This is a genomic window from Streptomyces daghestanicus, assembly GCF_020521275.1.
Classification (GTDB): domain Bacteria; phylum Actinomycetota; class Actinomycetes; order Streptomycetales; family Streptomycetaceae; genus Streptomyces; species Streptomyces griseoviridis.
Genome location: NZ_BNDX01000007.1, coordinates 372,501 through 388,403 on the forward strand (window position 1 = coordinate 372,501; position 15,903 = coordinate 388,403).

General features: G+C 74.4%; 14 protein-coding genes and 1 pseudogene. 5 read left to right on the forward strand and 10 right to left on the reverse strand.

Annotated elements, in window-relative coordinates; all coding sequences use genetic code 11:
* Positions 1-191: 191 nt before the first annotated feature.
* Complete coding sequence (locus tag Sdagh_RS08985; RefSeq protein WP_190078195.1) at positions 192-704, reverse strand: hypothetical protein; 513 nt, start codon at positions 702-704, stop codon at positions 192-194.
* A 185-nt stretch (positions 705-889) separates the two neighbouring features.
* Between Sdagh_RS08985 and Sdagh_RS08990 the strand changes: the two genes are divergently transcribed.
* A complete protein-coding gene (locus Sdagh_RS08990) occupies positions 890-1,543 on the forward strand; it encodes an alpha/beta hydrolase family protein (protein ID WP_308288741.1) in 654 nt (217 codons plus the stop codon).
* A 24-nt stretch (positions 1,544-1,567) separates the two neighbouring features.
* On the opposite strand, the gene Sdagh_RS08995 is transcribed toward Sdagh_RS08990, so the two are convergent.
* The 3 genes from Sdagh_RS08995 to Sdagh_RS09005 all read right to left on the reverse strand — a co-directional run bounded on the left by Sdagh_RS08995 (position 1,568) and on the right by Sdagh_RS09005 (position 5,013).
* The gene (locus Sdagh_RS08995) at positions 1,568-2,314 is read right to left on the reverse strand and encodes an adenosylcobinamide amidohydrolase (protein WP_190011871.1); all 747 of its coding nucleotides are present in this window, start codon (positions 2,312-2,314) and stop codon (positions 1,568-1,570) included.
* Positions 2,315-2,683: 369 nt separating this feature from the next.
* Positions 2,684-3,784, reverse strand: a complete 1,101-nt coding sequence (gene ku, locus Sdagh_RS09000; RefSeq protein ID WP_190078194.1) for a non-homologous end joining protein Ku — start codon at positions 3,782-3,784, stop codon at positions 2,684-2,686.
* Positions 3,785-3,981: 197 nt separating this feature from the next.
* Positions 3,982-5,013, reverse strand: coding sequence for a hypothetical protein (locus Sdagh_RS09005; protein WP_226534895.1), 1,032 nt, complete (start codon positions 5,011-5,013; stop codon positions 3,982-3,984).
* 276 nt (positions 5,014-5,289) lie between these two features.
* On the opposite strand from Sdagh_RS09005, the gene Sdagh_RS09010 reads away from it, so the two are divergent.
* A complete protein-coding gene (locus Sdagh_RS09010; RefSeq protein WP_190078193.1) occupies positions 5,290-6,171 on the forward strand; it encodes an ABC transporter ATP-binding protein in 882 nt (293 codons plus the stop codon).
* 568 nt (positions 6,172-6,739) lie between these two features.
* Here the strand turns inward: Sdagh_RS09010 and Sdagh_RS09015 are convergent.
* The gene (locus tag Sdagh_RS09015) at positions 6,740-7,861 is read right to left on the reverse strand and encodes an epoxide hydrolase family protein (RefSeq protein ID WP_189424856.1); all 1,122 of its coding nucleotides are present in this window, start codon (positions 7,859-7,861) and stop codon (positions 6,740-6,742) included.
* 640 nt (positions 7,862-8,501) lie between these two features.
* Here Sdagh_RS09015 and Sdagh_RS09020 point away from each other — a divergent pair.
* The gene (locus tag Sdagh_RS09020) at positions 8,502-9,812 is read left to right on the forward strand and encodes a M23 family metallopeptidase (protein ID WP_190011873.1); all 1,311 of its coding nucleotides are present in this window, start codon (positions 8,502-8,504) and stop codon (positions 9,810-9,812) included.
* Between the two features lie 541 nt (positions 9,813-10,353).
* On the forward strand, positions 10,354-11,412 hold the full coding sequence (locus Sdagh_RS09025) for a GNAT family N-acetyltransferase (RefSeq protein ID WP_226534896.1): 1,059 nt from the start codon (positions 10,354-10,356) through the stop codon (positions 11,410-11,412).
* A gap of 244 nt (positions 11,413-11,656) precedes the next feature.
* Here the strand turns inward: Sdagh_RS09025 and Sdagh_RS09030 are convergent.
* Positions 11,657-12,101, reverse strand: a pseudogene (locus Sdagh_RS09030) (Rrf2 family transcriptional regulator).
* 137 nt (positions 12,102-12,238) lie between these two features.
* On the opposite strand from Sdagh_RS09030, the gene Sdagh_RS09035 reads away from it, so the two are divergent.
* The gene (locus tag Sdagh_RS09035; protein WP_189424656.1) at positions 12,239-12,679 is read left to right on the forward strand and encodes a hypothetical protein; all 441 of its coding nucleotides are present in this window, start codon (positions 12,239-12,241) and stop codon (positions 12,677-12,679) included.
* Positions 12,680-12,936: 257 nt separating this feature from the next.
* On the opposite strand, the gene Sdagh_RS09040 is transcribed toward Sdagh_RS09035, so the two are convergent.
* Genes Sdagh_RS09040 through Sdagh_RS09055 form a run of 4 tightly spaced genes read right to left on the reverse strand, consistent with a single transcriptional unit; the run spans position 12,937 to position 15,897 of the window.
* Positions 12,937-13,806 (reverse strand): phosphogluconate dehydrogenase C-terminal domain-containing protein, encoded by an 870-nt coding sequence (locus Sdagh_RS09040; RefSeq protein ID WP_189424658.1) that lies wholly within the window; start codon positions 13,804-13,806, stop codon positions 12,937-12,939.
* On the reverse strand, positions 13,806-14,612 hold the full coding sequence (locus Sdagh_RS09045) for a sugar phosphate isomerase/epimerase family protein (RefSeq protein WP_189424661.1): 807 nt from the start codon (positions 14,610-14,612) through the stop codon (positions 13,806-13,808). Before Sdagh_RS09045 ends, Sdagh_RS09040 begins: the two co-directional genes overlap by 1 nt.
* On the reverse strand, positions 14,612-15,385 hold the full coding sequence (locus Sdagh_RS09050) for a triose-phosphate isomerase family protein (RefSeq protein WP_190078192.1): 774 nt from the start codon (positions 15,383-15,385) through the stop codon (positions 14,612-14,614). The genes Sdagh_RS09045 and Sdagh_RS09050 overlap by 1 nt, the downstream gene beginning before the upstream one ends.
* Complete coding sequence (locus tag Sdagh_RS09055; RefSeq protein ID WP_190011876.1) at positions 15,385-15,897, reverse strand: ribose-5-phosphate isomerase; 513 nt, start codon at positions 15,895-15,897, stop codon at positions 15,385-15,387. Before Sdagh_RS09055 ends, Sdagh_RS09050 begins: the two co-directional genes overlap by 1 nt.
* Positions 15,898-15,903 lie beyond the last annotated feature (6 nt).

A 15,903-nucleotide genomic window follows, 5' to 3' on the forward strand; every position in this document is an offset into this window, starting at 1 on the left:
GACCTGCTCTCCGAGGTCCGGGGCACCGGCGCTCGCCGGTCATGCGCCGCACCCGCTCTTCGGCGGCGCTCCGATGCGGGTCCGCCGGGCGGGCGCCCCGGACGGGCCGGCCGTGACCGGGACCCGTCCGTGGGACGTGCGGCGGCCCCGGCCCGCGGGGCCTGCCCCGAGCCGCCCGGTCCGGCCCGGGGTCAGATCCGTCCGCCGGTCAGCCGGGTGACGGGGCCGTGGGTGTGCTGGGCCGAGCGGCGGCCGACGGCGTAGGAGGCGGCGCTCAGCGCGGTCAGGCCCGCGGCCGCACCGGCGGCGATCAGCTTGCGCTGGGCGATCACCGTCCAGGCTGTCCGGGCGGCTCCGGCGACCTGGCCGGTGGTCGCGACGACCGCCTGCCGGCCGGCCTCCACGCCCTTGGCGGCGGTCTGTGCGGCACCCGCGGCGGCGCCGGCCGCGCGCTGGACGCCGGACCCCGCCGTCGAGGTGACGTCACCGGCCTTGTCCGCGGCGCGCCCGGCGGTACGGGAGGCGGGAGCGGTCGCCTTGCCGGCGGTCTGCCGGGCCTTGGCGGCGGTGTCCTTCGCGGTCCCTGACTTCGTGTCGGACGTCGCGTCGGACTTCGCGTCGGTCTTGGCTTCGGTCTTGGCTTCGGTCTTGGTGTCGGTCTTGCTGTCCGGCTTCTGATGCGTGTTGTTGTTCGATTCAGTCATGGCCTTCGGTTTGCCTCTCGCTCCCTGCGCAAACGCCCGCCGGGGCGACTGTTTCGGCCACGCCCGTTTCAGCCGAAACCTGACCGGAAACCGGCCGCGTCGAGGAGGGCCCGCCCTGGAGGGGTATGCCTGGTTCGTGTACCCGCGCGGCAGGGGGCGGGTGGGGAGCAGGGGGGCCGGCTCCGATGACGATGTGGCGTGGCACGACCGGTCGGAGCGCCTCCCGCCGCGCCCGACGGCGGGACACCGTACGGCTGTTGCGGGCGCAGGGCCGGCACGGCCCGGAGTTCCGCGAGGTGCTCCCGGCGCTGACGGTGCTGGTCCTCGTGCTGTGCGCCGGGGTGGCGGGGCTGGCCGCGGGTTACCGCGCCCTCGGCGTCGTGGTGCCGTTCGTCTTCCTCGCGCTGCTGGCCGTCGTCGTACCGCTCGCCGTCCGCGCGCTGCGCCCGGCGGCCCGGCGCCGGCGCGGCCGGTACACCGCCGAGGAGATCGCCGCCCTGGACGCGGCGGGACTGGCGTCGGCCGTCTCGCGGATGCTGCGTCGGGACGGCTGGTCGGTCCGGCCGCCGTCCGGTGACCGGGTACGGCCCCGGGTCCGGGCGCGTCATCCCCGGGGGCACCGGCTGGAGGTGGTGTTCCGCCCCGTGGCCGAGCCCCTGCCCGACGAGGACCCGCCCGGCGCCGGACCGCCGTTGCTGCTCATCGTGCACCGGGGCACGTTCAGCGCGCGGGACGCGCGGTGGGCCCGGCACCGCGCCGGCACCCGGCTCATGGACGGCGCGCTGCTGCGGCGGTGGGCGGACGGGACGCCGCTGGACCGTCTGGTCGACCTGCGGTGACCCGGCGCACCGGCACGGACCCCATCAGGCGAGGGTGGGCGGTGCCGGGTGGGCGCGGTGGCCCTCGCCGGCCGGGGGCGGGCCCGGTTCCCCGGGCAGGGCGGACAGCACGGCCCGGTGCACGGCCCGGGCCAGCCGGGCTCCCCATTCGGAGCGGGGGCCGGCGAAGGCGTGCGCCGGCGCACCGGCGCGCGGTGCGCGGGCCGCGACGCACACGGCGTCCGTGGGGGTGCCGGAGCAGTCGTAGCCGGCGTCCAGCAGCGCCTGGACCTTGGCCTCCGTCGCCGTCATCACCGCGTTGACCAGTGCCGCGTCGCCCAGCGGGACGGGGACGGCGGCGACGATGTTGATCGTGCCCGGCGCGGCGGCACCGCGGGTCCCCTCCGCCGGGGACGCCGCCCAGCCCCGCACCGAGACGCCCGCGGTCGCCACGGCTTCCGCTCCCCCGTCCCGCGCGTACCCCGGGTCGGCCACCTCGGCGGCCGTCATCAGGCCGACGCCCGGCCCCGCCGCCCCGGCCGCAACGGCCAACGCCGCCAGGTGCCCGGCGGGGTCGGTACGGCGGTAGCCGTGGGCCACCTGGGCGTTGAGCACCCACGCCCGCTCGGCGATCCCGCCGCCCAGGACGGCACTGGCGACCATCCGCCAGCCGGGGCCGGCCCGCCAGAGCAGCGCGTGCAGGTGCTCGCCGTCCTCCGTGCGGACCAGGTGCTCCCAGTCGAGCAGGCGGGAGCCGGGACCGGTTCGGGGCGGCGGCAGGACGGCGGGCACCGGCGGGGGCTCCTCAGAACGGGGGGGCGGGAAGCGGCTGGTGGGAGGGGTGTCAACCGCTCGATGGTACGTGGGGGCGCGGACCGTCGGTGTCCCGCCCCGGCGTACGAGCGGTACCGGCGGGGAGGGCGGTACCGGTCGGGAGGGCGGTCCCGACCGGGAAGGCGGTCCCGACCGGGAAGGCGGTCCCGGACGGCAAGACGGTCCCGGACGGCAAGACGGTCCCGGACGGGAAGACAGTCCCGGACGGGAAGACAGTCCCGGACGGGAAGACAGTCCCGGACGGGCGGTCCGGGGCGTCATGGTCCCTCGGGCCGGCCCCGGTGGTACGGCGGCGCCCGCGTGACGGCCGTGCTCGCCCCGGAGGGGTCAGGCCGCGCTCCTCGCCCGGCCCCGGCCCCGGCGGCGGCGCTCCGGGCCGGTCAGGGCGTCGATCAGCTCCTCGCGGGTCATCTGGGAGCGGCCGGGGACGGCCTGTTCGGTGGCCCTCCGGTACAGCTCCGCCTTGGTCAGCCGGTGCAGTTCGTCCTTCCCTTCGGCACCCTCGCGCCCGCCGCGTGGTCGCTCGCCACGTCCGTGTCCGGGGCTCCCGCCCTTGCCTCGTTCGGCCGTGCGGCCCGTGCCCCGGCCGGGCTTCTTCGCACGGCCGGCGTCCTCGCCGCGCTGGCCGGCGCGGCCCTCTCCGCCGGTACCGCCGGCCTGGTCGAGGCTGCTCTCGAGGAGGGCCATCAGGTCGACGACGTCGGTGGCGCGGGGCGGTTCCTGGGCCGTCGCGATCTCCCGGCCGGCCGCCTTGTCCCGGACCAGCTCGCGGACCCGGTCCCGGTAGGTGTCGTGGTAACGCTCCGGCTCCCACGGCCCGCTCATCGCGTCGATCAGCCGTACCGCCATGTCCAGTTCCTTGCCGCGCCCGGCCCGTTCGGCGGGGAGGCCGGGCAGTTCGCGGGCGGGGTCGCGGACCTCGTCCGCCCAGTGCAGGGTCTGCATGACCAGGTGGTCCGCCTCGGCGCGCAGGGCCGTGAGGTACTGCTTGTTGCGCATCACGACGGTGGCGATGCCGGCCTTGCCGGTGCCGGCCAGGGCCGCGCGGAGCAGTTCGTAGACCTTGCCGTACTCCTCGCCCCTGGGGGCGACGTAATAGGTGCGGTCGAAGTAGACGGGCTCGATGTCCGCGAGGTCGACGAAGTCGGTGATGTCGACGGTCCGGGAGCGGCCCGGGGCGATCGAGTCGAGTTCGTCGGGCTCGACCACCACGTAGTCGCCCTGGTCCAGTTCGTATCCCTTGACGATGTCCCGGGAGGAGACCTCGTCGCCGGTACGCTCGTTGACGCGCCGGTTGCGGACGCGGTCGGCGGTGTCGCGCTGCAACTGGTGGAAGTGGACGGTGTGGTCCTCGGTCGCGGTGAACAGGGCGACCGGCACGCTGACCAGCCCGAAGGTGATCACACCGGTCCAGATCGCGCGTGCCATGGCCGTCCGCTCCTCCTGCCGTATCGTTCCGCCGCCGTACCGATCCGCCGCCGTACCGCCCGTCCCGCGGGACGCGTCCGCGCCCCGGGGCCGCTCGGCGGGCCGTCCGTTCCGACCACGCTGGCACTCCGGGGGCCGGAGCGCGCGCCGGGCGCGGGCGGGCGGAGTACGCGGCGGGGGCATGCGGGGGATGCCGGTCAGCGGCCGGGCGGGTCGGCCCGGCGTACCGCCCGTTCGGCCTCGCGGGCCGTCTGTTCCGCCTCGGTCAGGGCGTGGGCCGCCGTACGCTGCCGTTCCTCGGCCCGCCGCTGTTCCCGGTCGGCACGCCGGGCCTCCGTACGGGCCTCGTCCAGCCGTCGCCGCGCCTCGGTCACCCGCTGCCGGGCCTCCTCGTGCCGCTCGCGGGCCCGGTCGAGCGCGGTGTCCGCCTCCGCCGCCTCGGCCCGCGCGGCGGACCGGTGCCGCGCCGCCTCCTCGGCCGCCTTCCGGGCCCGGTCGAGCCGCTCCTGCCGGGCCCGGCGGCGTGCGGCCAGTTCGTCCCCGGCCAGTTCGTCCCCGGCACGGTCGTGCCGGGCACGGACGGCCGGCCGGTCCGCCGGTTTCCCGCGCCGTGCCGCCCGGCCTTCCTCCCGCCCCTCGCGCACAGGCGCCGGCGGGGGCGCGGCGAGGTCGCCCACGGGGAACGCCGACGGAGGGGTGAGGGCGGTGTGCAGACGGCCGGCGGCCCACCGGTCGGCGCACTCCTCGTCGGCCAGGACCGCGCCGAGGGTCGACTCGACCTCCTGCCGGACCGCCGCGGAGAGCGGGTGGCCGGCCGCGTCGGCCAGGTCGGCGGCCTGCCGGGCCAGGGCGGTGACGAGCCGCCGCTGGGCGGTCAGCGACTTCAGCTCCGCGGCGTCCAGGGTTCGGTAGGCGGCACGCAGGGCGCGGCCCAGTTCCAGCAGCCGCGCGGACTCCTCCGGCCGGGACCGCAGCAGGAGATTGGCCGCCCAGGCCGCCAGGGTGGGCCGGCGGGCCTGCTGGACGAGGCGGGCGTCCGCCGCGCGGCCGGCCGTCCTGGCCTCGGCGGCCAGTTCCTCGCGGCGGGCGACGAAACGCGGCGGCGGGGTGGCGTACAGCTCGTCGAGGGCAGTGTCCGCGGTGCCGGTCCCGGGGTCCGCCCCACCGGCACCGGAACCGGCCCGGCCGCCGCTGCCGCCGTCCGCGCGGCGCGCGCTTCTGCGTTGCACGGACACCAGGCTCCACCGGACCGCCCCGCGGCGCACGCGGTACGCCCGCCCGCCCTGACCGGCCCGCACCGGCGCACGCCGCACGCGGAACACGCGCTCCTCAGCCGGACCGTGCCCGTTCCCGCGACACGCGCGGTACGCCGCACACCCCGGCCGGTCCCCGCCCCCGCCCGGTGGCACGCCCGTCCAGGACTCGGACGCCCCAGCAACAGCATGTCGTTTACATCTACCGTGGACCGCCGGACGGCGCAGTCCGGGACCGAGAGGAGTTCACGCATGGCCGGGGAGTTCGCGGAGCACACGGGGAACGGCCAGGAGAGGGCCGTCGTCCTCCTCCGGGACGTCAGCGTCCGCCGCTTCACCACCGACCAGGTGATCCTGGACGCCGTCGACTGGTCCGTACGCCCCGGGGAGCACTGGGCCCTGCTGGGCGCCAACGGCGCCGGCAAGACCACCCTGCTGCGGCTGCTGGGCGCGCTGATGCACCCCACGACCGGCACGGTCGACGTCCTGAGCGCCCGCCTCGGCCGGGTCGACGTGCGGGAGCTGCGCGCCCGGATCGGCCACGTCTCCTCGGCGCAGCGGGTGCCCGAGAACCTCGGCGCGCACACCGTCGTCCTGACGGGCCACACCGGCACCGTGCAGCCGCTGTGGCGCGCTTACGACGACGAGGTCCGGCAGCGGGCCCACGAACTCCTGGCCGAGCTGGGCATCAAAGAGCTGGCGGACCGCCCGTACGGCGTGTGCTCGGGCGGTCAGCGGGCCCGGGTGCTGATCGCCCGCGCGCTGATGGCCGACCCGGCGCTGCTGCTCCTGGACGAGCCGTTCAACGCCCTCGACCTGCCCTCCCGGGAGGATCTCGTCGAGGCCCTGCACCAGCTCGCGGAAGGGCGGCCGCGGCTGGCCACGGTGACGGTGACGCATCACCTGGAGGAGTTGTCCCCGGTGGTCGGTCACGCGCTGCTGCTGCGCGAGGGACGGGTCCTGGCCAGCGGACCGGTGTCGGAGGTGCTGACCGACGACGGCCTCACCGCCTGCTTCGGGCGGCCGATCAGGGTGGCCCGGCGCGAGGGCCGGTGGGCGGCGTGGTCCGGCCGTTCCGGGACCACCGCCACGGCAGCCCACTCCCCCGCCCGGACACCCTTCCGGCCGGCGTGAACCGGCGCCGGCCCCGGGTGACGGCCACCGCGGATCACGGCAGCCGACGGCTGTCGCCCAGGGGACCGTCGTCCGGGACCGTGCGGGGGGCTTCGCGGTCCCGTGCGGCGATGCCCCGCTGCCCACGGACAGATCGGAGCGAGACATCCGGTCCTGGCTCGCCGACTGGAACGAGCACCCCAGCGGACCAGCTCGTCCACGTCCGCAGGGCCGGTGAGGCCATGGGACTGAGCCGAGGGAGGCAACCGTCTGCCCCCACCCGGCGGCCTGCATCTGGAAGGGTCCGTGCACACCTCGCGCCGTGGCGGTGAGGCCCAGACCTCCACCCCTGCTCTCGCGCGTGGACCCTCTCCATGGCGAAGGCCGCCGGACCCCACCAGGGCCTTGAGCGAGCATCCGGTGCCGGCAGCGAACGGTGTGCCCCGACAGCCGCGTCTTCACCGCCGGAGGCGGCTGCCCGACCAGGACCTCGCACTACCGGCCCCGTCGAAATCGCGCCCGGCCCTGGCCGATGAGACTCCCCCCGGCTCTGCCGCCTGAAGCAGCACCGCCGCCGGGGCGAGGAGGATCACAGGGACGCAGAGCCCCGCCTCGCCAGACCCACCGCCGTGCGGATGCCGGCGGCGTACTCCGACGGGCGCTCCCAGGCGGCGAAGTGACCGCCGGCGGGCTCCTCTGTCCAGGAGCGGACGTCGAAGAAGCGTGCCGCGAACTCGCGGGGCGCGTTGACGAGGTCCTTCGGGAAGATCGTGAATGCCGTGGGGACGTCGATGCGTCCGGTCGGTTTCGCCGCGCTCTCGGCGTAGGGAGTGAAGGAGGTGCCGATGGCGCCGCTGACCCAGTATGCGGTGATCCATGTGAGCAACTCGTCCCGGGTGAACACCGTTTCCACATCGCCGCCGCAGTCGGTCCACGCCCGCAGCTTCTCCAGGATCCAGGCGGCCAAGCCCGCGGGCGAGTCACCGAGGGCCACCGTCAACGTGTGCGGTCTGGTGGCCTGTTCGTGCATGTAACCGCCCTCCGTGGCCTGCCAGTGATGACCGTGCCGGACGTATGCCCGCTCCGCGTCTGACAGGTCCTTCGGCGGGTCCACCAGGAAGTGGTACTGCGACACGTCCGTCAGGTGCAGGGCGGCGACGCGGTCGGGGTGGGCAGCGGCCAGCGCCTCGGCGACGTCGCAGCCCACATCACCGGCGGACACGACGTAACGCTCGTAGCCGAGCCCGGTCATCGCGTCGGCGATCGCTTCGGCCATGTCCCGGGACGACATACCGCGGCGGGCGACAGGGGCGGCGAACGGGAAGCCGGGCAGGGCCGGGACGACTACGTGGAGGTCGGGCAGCAGGGGCCACACCCTCTCGAACCGCAGGACGGAATCGGGCCACCCGTGCAGGAGCACCACCGCGACCGCGTCGGCGCGGGCCGCTCGCAGATGAAGCGCACGTACCGGTGCGTCGCCCCGGCCGGTGAGGACCCATGGCAGGGCGCGGAGCCGGGCTTCGTGCTCGCGCCAGTCGTAGGAGCGGGCCCAGTAGGAGATGAGGTCCGCGAGGTAGGCGCCGTCGACACCGCGCGCCCATCCCGGCCCGGTGGGAACGTCGACTCGGCGGTAGCCGCGCAGGCGCAGGCGCAGGTCGTCGAGGACCGACTGCTCCACGACGGGGGCAGCGGCCTGTTCCGTGCTGATCATGTTCGGTCGTCCTCTCGTTCCTCTGGAGCGTGTCCCATGTCCGCGATCCGGTGACGTCCGGAAGGATCTCGGAAGGGGTGTGCCCCGGAGGGCGTGCACCGAGACGGTTGATCATCCGGGTGCGGACCCGGGGTGGTGCGGCCGCCGGGGTGCCATGGCTGCCGTGCCCCGGGCCGTCGTCTCCGTCCTGTCCCTGGGCGCGGCGGCAGCCGGCAGCGGCGGTCAGCTGTCCTTGGCTCCGGCACCACGGGCACGCATGCGTTCGTCTCCTCGCGGCCGGAGCCGTCCTCGCTCACGCAACGGGATCAGTTCCAGGCCAGTCGGCCGAGGAGTTCGTCAGACGCCATCCGGGTGTGCCGGTCAGTTCCGGATCGCGTGGGCCGGGCCGAGTGGAGGCTGCGCGCCGTTACGCCGACTCCTGGCGAACGGTCAAGACTTCCCCGGGTCGCGAAGGGAGCGCTCTCCGGTCAAGTCCGCGACAGCCTGTCACAGTTGCATCACGTGTCGCGCGGACCGGTCTCATCGTCGGAAAGGCTCACCGTCGCCGGCACCACCCCGCGCGCCGACGCTCTCACCAGGGCACGGACACCGGAACTCGGGCGCCCCGTGCCACCGGACCCGGACCGACGGAGGACCGACGTTGACCCATAGACGCCGCAGAATCGTTCGAGCGCTCCTCACCTGGACCCTGGCCCTCGGGCTGGGCACCAGCGCCACGGCGGCCGTCCACGCCGGCGCGCTCCGCACCGGCGAGAGCCCGAGCACCGTGCGCGCCGCGGCAGCTGACGCCGACTGCTCCGGTTCCGTGTCCGTCTACGGCGCCCTCGCCGACGGCCGGCTGACGTACTCCCAGATCGATCCCTCCACCGGCAACCGCCTCAAGACCCACATAGGCCCCGATCTCGGTTTCGAGCCCAGAGCCCTGGCGACGCTGAACTTCAACACCGTCCTCGCCACCGACGCGTCCGGAACCCTCTACCGGATCGACGTCAAGACCAACAACCTCTCCCTCGCACTGATGAGCGCTCCCACGCCGATCGGGACGGGCTGGACCCACGACAAGCTCGTCCATGACGGCCACGGGCACCTCTACGGCACCGCGGGCGGGGTGCTGCTGCAGTACCTCGTCTCGCAGCCCAAGCCGGCCGGGTCCCAGCACATCGGCCAGCGTCGTGAGATCGGCGGCGGCTTCGTCCTGAAGGCGCTGACCTCCACCGGGGACGACCGGCTTCTGGCCAACGCCGCCGACGGCCGGCTGCTGGAGTACCGGATCGATGACGCGGGGGACTGGACCGGGAGGCAGCTCGTCGCGTCCGGCTGGTCGGGCTTCGACAAACTCGTATCACCCGGCGGCGGCCTCTACTACGGGGTCACCTCGGCGGGAGGCATGTACTGGTACCAGGACCTCGACCCCGACGACGGCTCGGGCAGCGACATCGTCTACCACACCGACGATCCGGTCGACCCCTCCGGATGGACGCAGACCCTGCTCTCCGCCGAACCGGAGACCGCCGACTGCGTCGGCCGGCAGTACGCCTACGTCCTCCCCCGGTCGGCCGTCCCGCGCAGCGAACTGGACGACCCGCACCACGACTACGCGGCGATCGACATCCAGGTCCCCATCGGCACCCCCGTCTACGCCGTCACCCGCGGCACCGTGGGCCACATCGACGGCGGCTTCGGCAACGGCGTCACCCTGACCGACGCAGGCGGCGTCACGTACATCTACGGTCACCTTGACTCCCGGGCCGTCGGAGCCGGGACCACCGTCACCCCCGGCCAGTACCTCGGCGAGTCCGGCAACACGGGCCAGTCCACCGGACCGCACCTCCACTTCGAGATCCGCGTCGGCGGCGTCAAGCACTGCCCGCAGCGACTGCTCCTCGCCCTCTACGACAACACCACCCCACCGGCCCCGAGTTCTCTGCCCACCACCGGCTGCTCCTACTGACCCGCCGTGGGACACGGCCTCCGTTCGCACTGCCGAGCGTGCTGGGTTCCGACGTGGGGGGTGCTGCGTAGCCGGCAGCAGGCGGGGGACGAACGCCGGGACAGGTCCACGAGTTCCACGTATCCGAGTTCGCCGACGCGGAGCAGGTCGACGCGGCCGTAGCGGGCGATGGCGTTGTTCAGCTGCTTCCCAAGTGGCCTCGCCGGCGATGCTCTGGCCGTACGGTGCTGCCTCTGGGGGCTGTCCTGTCCGCACTTGGCGCCGTGAGTGGCGGCCGCGGTGGTGGTGACGTCTCTCCCACCGGCAGGTGGTGCCGGCCTGCCCGCCGGCGGCGGCTCCTCCGAGGCGGCCTCCCGCACCTCGGGCCCAGGCACCCCGGCCTGCGTCGCGATTCGCCCCGCCCGGTGATCGCGGTTCGGCGGTTCCCGTCCGAGTGAATACGGGTTTGAAGCGGCGATCTGCCGTTCTGGTGACGTGATCCTGTGGCTACAGGCGGCGTGCGGGGCGCCCGGAGGGGAAGAAGGCGGTCTTGGATTTCACGGTGCGTGTGCTGGAGGGGGCCGCTGCCGGCGCCTTCATCGCGTCGTCATGGGCGGATCTGTACCGGCAGGACTCGGAGGCGACCCCCTACCAGTCACCGTCGTGGCTCACCGGGTGGGCGCACCAGCTCCCGCCTTCCTCGCGCGTGGTCGTCGCGCTGTGTGAGGGGCCTGCTCGGCAGGTCCTGGCCGCTGTGCCGCTGGTCTGCGATCGTGCGGGCGCCCGACCGCGTACGACCGCCCTGTCGGCGCCGATGGGGGAGTACGTCCGCGCCATGGGCCCGGCAGCCGAGGACCCGCGGGTGGCCAAGGCTCTTGCCGGGTACCTCGAAGGGCTGGCGTCCGAGGGCCAGCACGTGGATCTGGCGGGCCTGCCCGCGGACAGTGCCCTCGCCCGACACCTCACGTCCACCGGCTCCGCCGCTGCGGGGCGCTGGCAGACCAGCGTCACCGACTGTGCCGAGATCCCTTTGCCCCTTGCCTACGAGGAGATGTCCCGCTCGACCCGACGTGATCACAAGCGACGCCAACGCGTCTGGGACGAACTCGCCCGACGCCGCAAGGTGACCTACCGGCGCACCCGCGACAGTGACGAACTGCTGACCGCCTACGCGGTCCTGGCCCGCCTGCACGCGCGCCGCTGGGCCGGCCACGCGCCGCCCGCCGGCTCGCCTCACGCCCCCGGCGCGTCCCACTGGCCGACTGTGCTCGAGCGCTGCGGCGCCGGCATGGCGTTCATCGTCACCCTGGCCGTGGACGACGAGATCGCCGCCGCCCAGCTCTGTCTGACGCGACACCGCCGGGCTTACTCCGTGGTACCGGCCATAGACCCTCTCCGCAGAGACCTCGCTCCCGGCCACGCCCTCCTGCGCCACCTCGCACAGGATCTGACCACGGCCGGATACGAGTACCTCGATCTGGGCCGCACCGTCCCGGGCCAGCACGCCTACAAGGACCAGTACCTGCCACGCTGGACTGAGACCGTCTCCGCCGTCAGCGCCCCGACGGCGTGCCCCGGAGTGCCCGACGAACTTCCCCGGCCCAGCGCGGAGCCTGCCTGAAAGGTGTGCCCCACCGCGCACCGGGTGGAGCCTCAGTCACGGCCCGGGGCGGCGGTTGGCACGGGGCGTGTCCTCCTGCTGCGAGCTTCGGACTGAGCGGCCATCCCAAGAGGCCGGTGCGACGGAGGAGGACCTCCCCCCGAGCGTTACTGAGGCCATCACCGAGTCGTATCTCACCGAATGAGGTGGTCGGTGCGCCTGGGCGTCGCGGGCCGACGTGCCGGCCCGTGTCCCGCCGAGCGGGTCAGGGGGGAGGGCGTTCCGTCAGCCCGAGCAGGACCGGGCCGGTCGGCGAGGTCACCAGGTCGGCGGCGGTGAGCGGGTCGAGGCCGGCACGGAAGGCCGCCCGCGCGGCCCGCGGCGCGCCGGGCAGCCGGCAGGCCGCCCGCAGCGGGCACGGCATGTCGCCCTCGCACTCGACGACCTCGCCGTCCCCTTCGAGCTCCCGGTCCAGCCGGCCCACAAAGGACCGCCGTCCGAGGGCGGTCAGCGCCGGTCCGCCGCCGCGTCCGCGCCGTGCCCCCGCGACACCGAGGTGCCGGAGGCGGGTGTCGGCCTTGGCCGCGCGGGTGCAGGGCGCGCCCATGCCGTCCGCCACCTCGCGCGTGGTCAGCGGGTCGCAGTCGTCTCGCCACCGCCAGGCGCGTCGCAGAGCGCGGGGCCAGGTCGGTGAACTGCGTCAGCCGCACGATCCGAAGGCACTCGAATACGCATGTAGCCTTCGCCTTTGGAGGGCGGTATCGGCCCTGTGCGGTGTGTCACGGCGGATGCGCCGGCGCGCCGCGCGGTACGCCATGGTGACGAGGAGAGAGACGGTGACAGGCGGATGACGACGCCCGCGGCGGGTGAGGGCGCGCCCCTCCCCCGGTTCCTGTGCGACACCGCCGCGCTCGCGGCCCAGGACGACGCGCCGGCCGGGGCGCTGTGGAAACTCGCGGAGGCCGGGCGGCAGCTCGACGCCAATGTGGTCCGCCTCCCCCCGGCGGCCCGGGTCGCCCCGCACACCGAGCCGGACCTGGACGTCCTGCTCCTCGTCCTGGGCGGCGAGGGCACCCTGCTGGGCGCGGACGAACCGGTCCCGTTGCGCGCGGGCGGGCTTGCATGGCTGCCGCACGGCGCCGCGCGCGGCGTCGAGGCGGGCGCGCGGGGGCTGACATACCTGACCGCGCACCGTCGCCGGCCGGGCCTGCGCATCAGGTCCGCCGCCGAAGCGGAACGGCTCGGGCCCGCGCCCCGCGCCCCCGAGGGGCCTTCCGGCGCGTCGTAGCCTCGGGGCATACGCCGGTCCGAGGCGGAAGGTCCGTGTCGTCGGCGCCCATCAGGGACGAGCCGCCGTCGGGGCGAGGCTTCCCGGCGGACGGGGAGGGGCCCGTGCGCGAGGTGACCGGTGTCGCCGTTCTGGCTCGACGGCGTGGCGTCACCGCGCTCCGCACGGCGCCGGTGCGGCGGGTCTTCCGGTGTGTGCCGGAACCCCGGATGGACCGGGCCTTCCGGCGCGGTCCATCCTGAGGCCGGGCGGGCGGGTCAGCGCTTGATCTCCTTGATCTTCAGCATGCGCGTGATGACCTTGTCCAGTTCCTCGTCCTCGAAGACCTTCTTCCAGTCGTCGCGCACGATGGACTCACGGCCGTAGTCCATGGCGATCAGGCAGGCGTCGGAGAACGGGTTGGAGCCCTTGAGGGTGTTGGCGAGGGCGACCTGGGTGTGGCCGAGCAGCATGGCGCGGGCGGCCTTCTCCGGGACGCCGACGGTGTGCACGGTCTCGTGCAGGGCCTCGGTGAGCAGGGCGCCGACCATGCAGGCGATGGTCTCCACGAGGGTCGGCTCCAGCACCGCGAGCTGCTTGACGGTGACCCAGTGCACGTCGACCACGGGCGCGTACATCACGCGGATGACGGAGTCGGCCAGTTCCTGCTTGGCGGCGTCCCCGCCCTCGTACGCGGCGACGACCTCCTGCGGGGCGGCGATGCCGCCGAAGGTGTCCTGCCACTCCTCCTTGGTGGTGCGCTCCAGGAACACCGACGGGTGGCAGGGGTGGGCGCAGGCGTAGTGGATGCCCTCGCGCTCGAAGAGCAGACCGGCGTAGGCGGCGGCCGGGTCTAGGGTGAGGACGACGGTGCCCGGCTTCATCAGCGGCACCAGTTCCTCGGAGACCTTGCCGAGGACGACGTCCGGGACGGCGAGGATGACGACGTCGGCCCGGGCGGCGGCGTCGGCGGACTCGGTCAGCTCGCGGCCGAGGTCGCGGATCAGCTGCTGCCCCTGGGGGGACGCCTCGCTGAAGAGCACCCGGAAGTCGCTCCCGACCAGGTTGTTGGAGACACGCTGGCCCATCTTGCCGGCGGCCCCGATGACGGCGACGGTCGTCGCATCGGTCTGGATCTCGGTGGCCATTACTCGCTCCTCAGAAGGGTGTTGATGCTGTGCTGCGTCCACTGGTGTTCGAGCCGGGCGGTGGCGTCGAAGCCCTCGTCCTGCCACGGGAGCCAGTGCTCCACGATCTGGTTGACACGGCGGTCCCCCCGGGCCTGTCGGACGGCGGCGACCATGCCGGCGTGGTCGAGGAGTCCCTCGCCGAGCGGGCAGCCGGCGTAGGTGAAGCCGACCCAGCCGTCCCGGCGGGTGAAGGCGAAGTCCTTGACGTGGATGTTGACCGTGTACGGCGCGGCGGCGGCCACGACGTCGACGGGGCGTTCCAGCCGGGCGACGCTGTTGCCCGGGTCCAGGACGATGCCGAGGTGGTCGTCGCCGACCCGGCGGACGACGGACACCAGGTCGTCGGTGGCGACCTGCTCGTAGGTCTCCAGGCCGAGGGTCACGCCGGCGTCGGCGTAGGCGGGCACGCTCTCCTGCAGCAGGGCGACGGCCTCGTCCGGCGTGGGCCGGTGGCCGGCGGTGTTGAGCATGGAGCGGACCAGGGTGACGCCCAGTTCGCCGGCCAGGCGGAGGTAGGTGGCCAGGTGCCCGGGGCGGACGCCGCGGGTGCCGAGTTCCAGTTCCAGGCCCAGGTCGCGGGCGGTGGCGCGGACGTCGGCGAGCCGGGCGGCGTCGTAGGTCTCGATCGGCGGGTAGTCGCAGATCTGGAAGACCCGGCCGCCGAGCGATGCGGTGTCGGTGAGCATCTCGGTGAGGGTCAGCGGCCGGGGGGCGCGGGCGGAGATCCGCCAGAAGTAGGCGTAGGTGCTGATGCCGTGGGCCATCAGGCCACCTCCACGGAGGTGCGGATCTCGTCGAGGATCGCCTCTACGTTCGCCGGGTCGTGGGCGAAGCGGCCGAGGAAGAGGCCCTCCGCGGTACCGGCGAGGCGGGTGAGCAGGCCGGGGCCGGCGCTGCCGCCGTAGATGACGGTCGAACCGGTGTGTCCGGGGCGGGCGTCGAGCCAGCCGCGCAGGGCGGTGCAGACGGCGGCGATGTGCTCGGTGGCGGCCGGTTCGGGGGCGCCGATGGCCCACTGGGGTTCGTAGGCGAGGACGACCGCGCCGGACAGGCCGTGCAGCAGGCGCTCGGCCTCGGCGACGGTGCGGGTGGCGGCCTGCCCGGGCGTGCCCCGGTCGCGTTCGCCGACGCAGAGGACCGGGGTGAGGCCGTTGCGCAGGGCGGCGGCCGTCTTGGCGGCGACGACCGTGTCGCCCTCGCCGTACAGGCGGCGGCGTTCGGCATGGCCGACCTCGGCGTAGCGGCAGCCGATCTCCTTCAGGAACGGGCCGCCGACCTCGCCGGTGTACGGACCCGAGTCCTCGGTGGCCACATCCTGGGCGCCGACCCCGATGCCGTACGGCGCCAGGATGCCGGCGGCCGGGACGATGGCCGGGAAGGCGGGGAGGACGAACAGGCGGGCGGCGCCGGAGGTGACCGCGGGGTGCCGCCGGGCGAGGTCCGCGACCCTGCGCGCCCAGTTGAGGGTCTGGTGGTGGCCGAAGTACATCTTCAGGCTCACCCCCAGCAGGACGGGGGGCTGTACGGGGCCGGACATCAGGCCGCGGCCTCCGCACCGTGAGCGCCGTCGGCACCGTCGGCACCGACGGCGCCTTCTTCGTAGTCGCACATCAGCTGGACCTTGGCGGCGGAGGCCGAGGTCTCGTCGAAGCGGTAGGTCAGCCACTCCCCGGCCAGCCGGCGGGCCAGTTCCAGGCCGATGACACGCTGGCCGAAGGTGAGCACCTGGGCGTTGTTGGAGAGGACCGCCCGCTCCACGGAGAAGGAGTCGTGGGCGGTGACGGCGCGGATGCCCTTGACCTTGTTGGCGGCGATGGCGACGCCGAGGCCGGTGCCGCACACCAGCAGCGCGCGGTCGGCCTCGCCGCGGGCGACCAGCTCGGCGGCGGCTATGGCGACCTTCGGGTAGGCGGTGTGCCCGTCGGCGTCGACCCCGACATCGGTGACCGACGCGACCAGGCCGCTGTTCTCCAGGTCCCGCTTGAGCGCTTCCTTGTACTGGTAGCCGGCGTCGTCGCAGCCGACGACGATACGGAGCTTGTCAGTCATGACCGT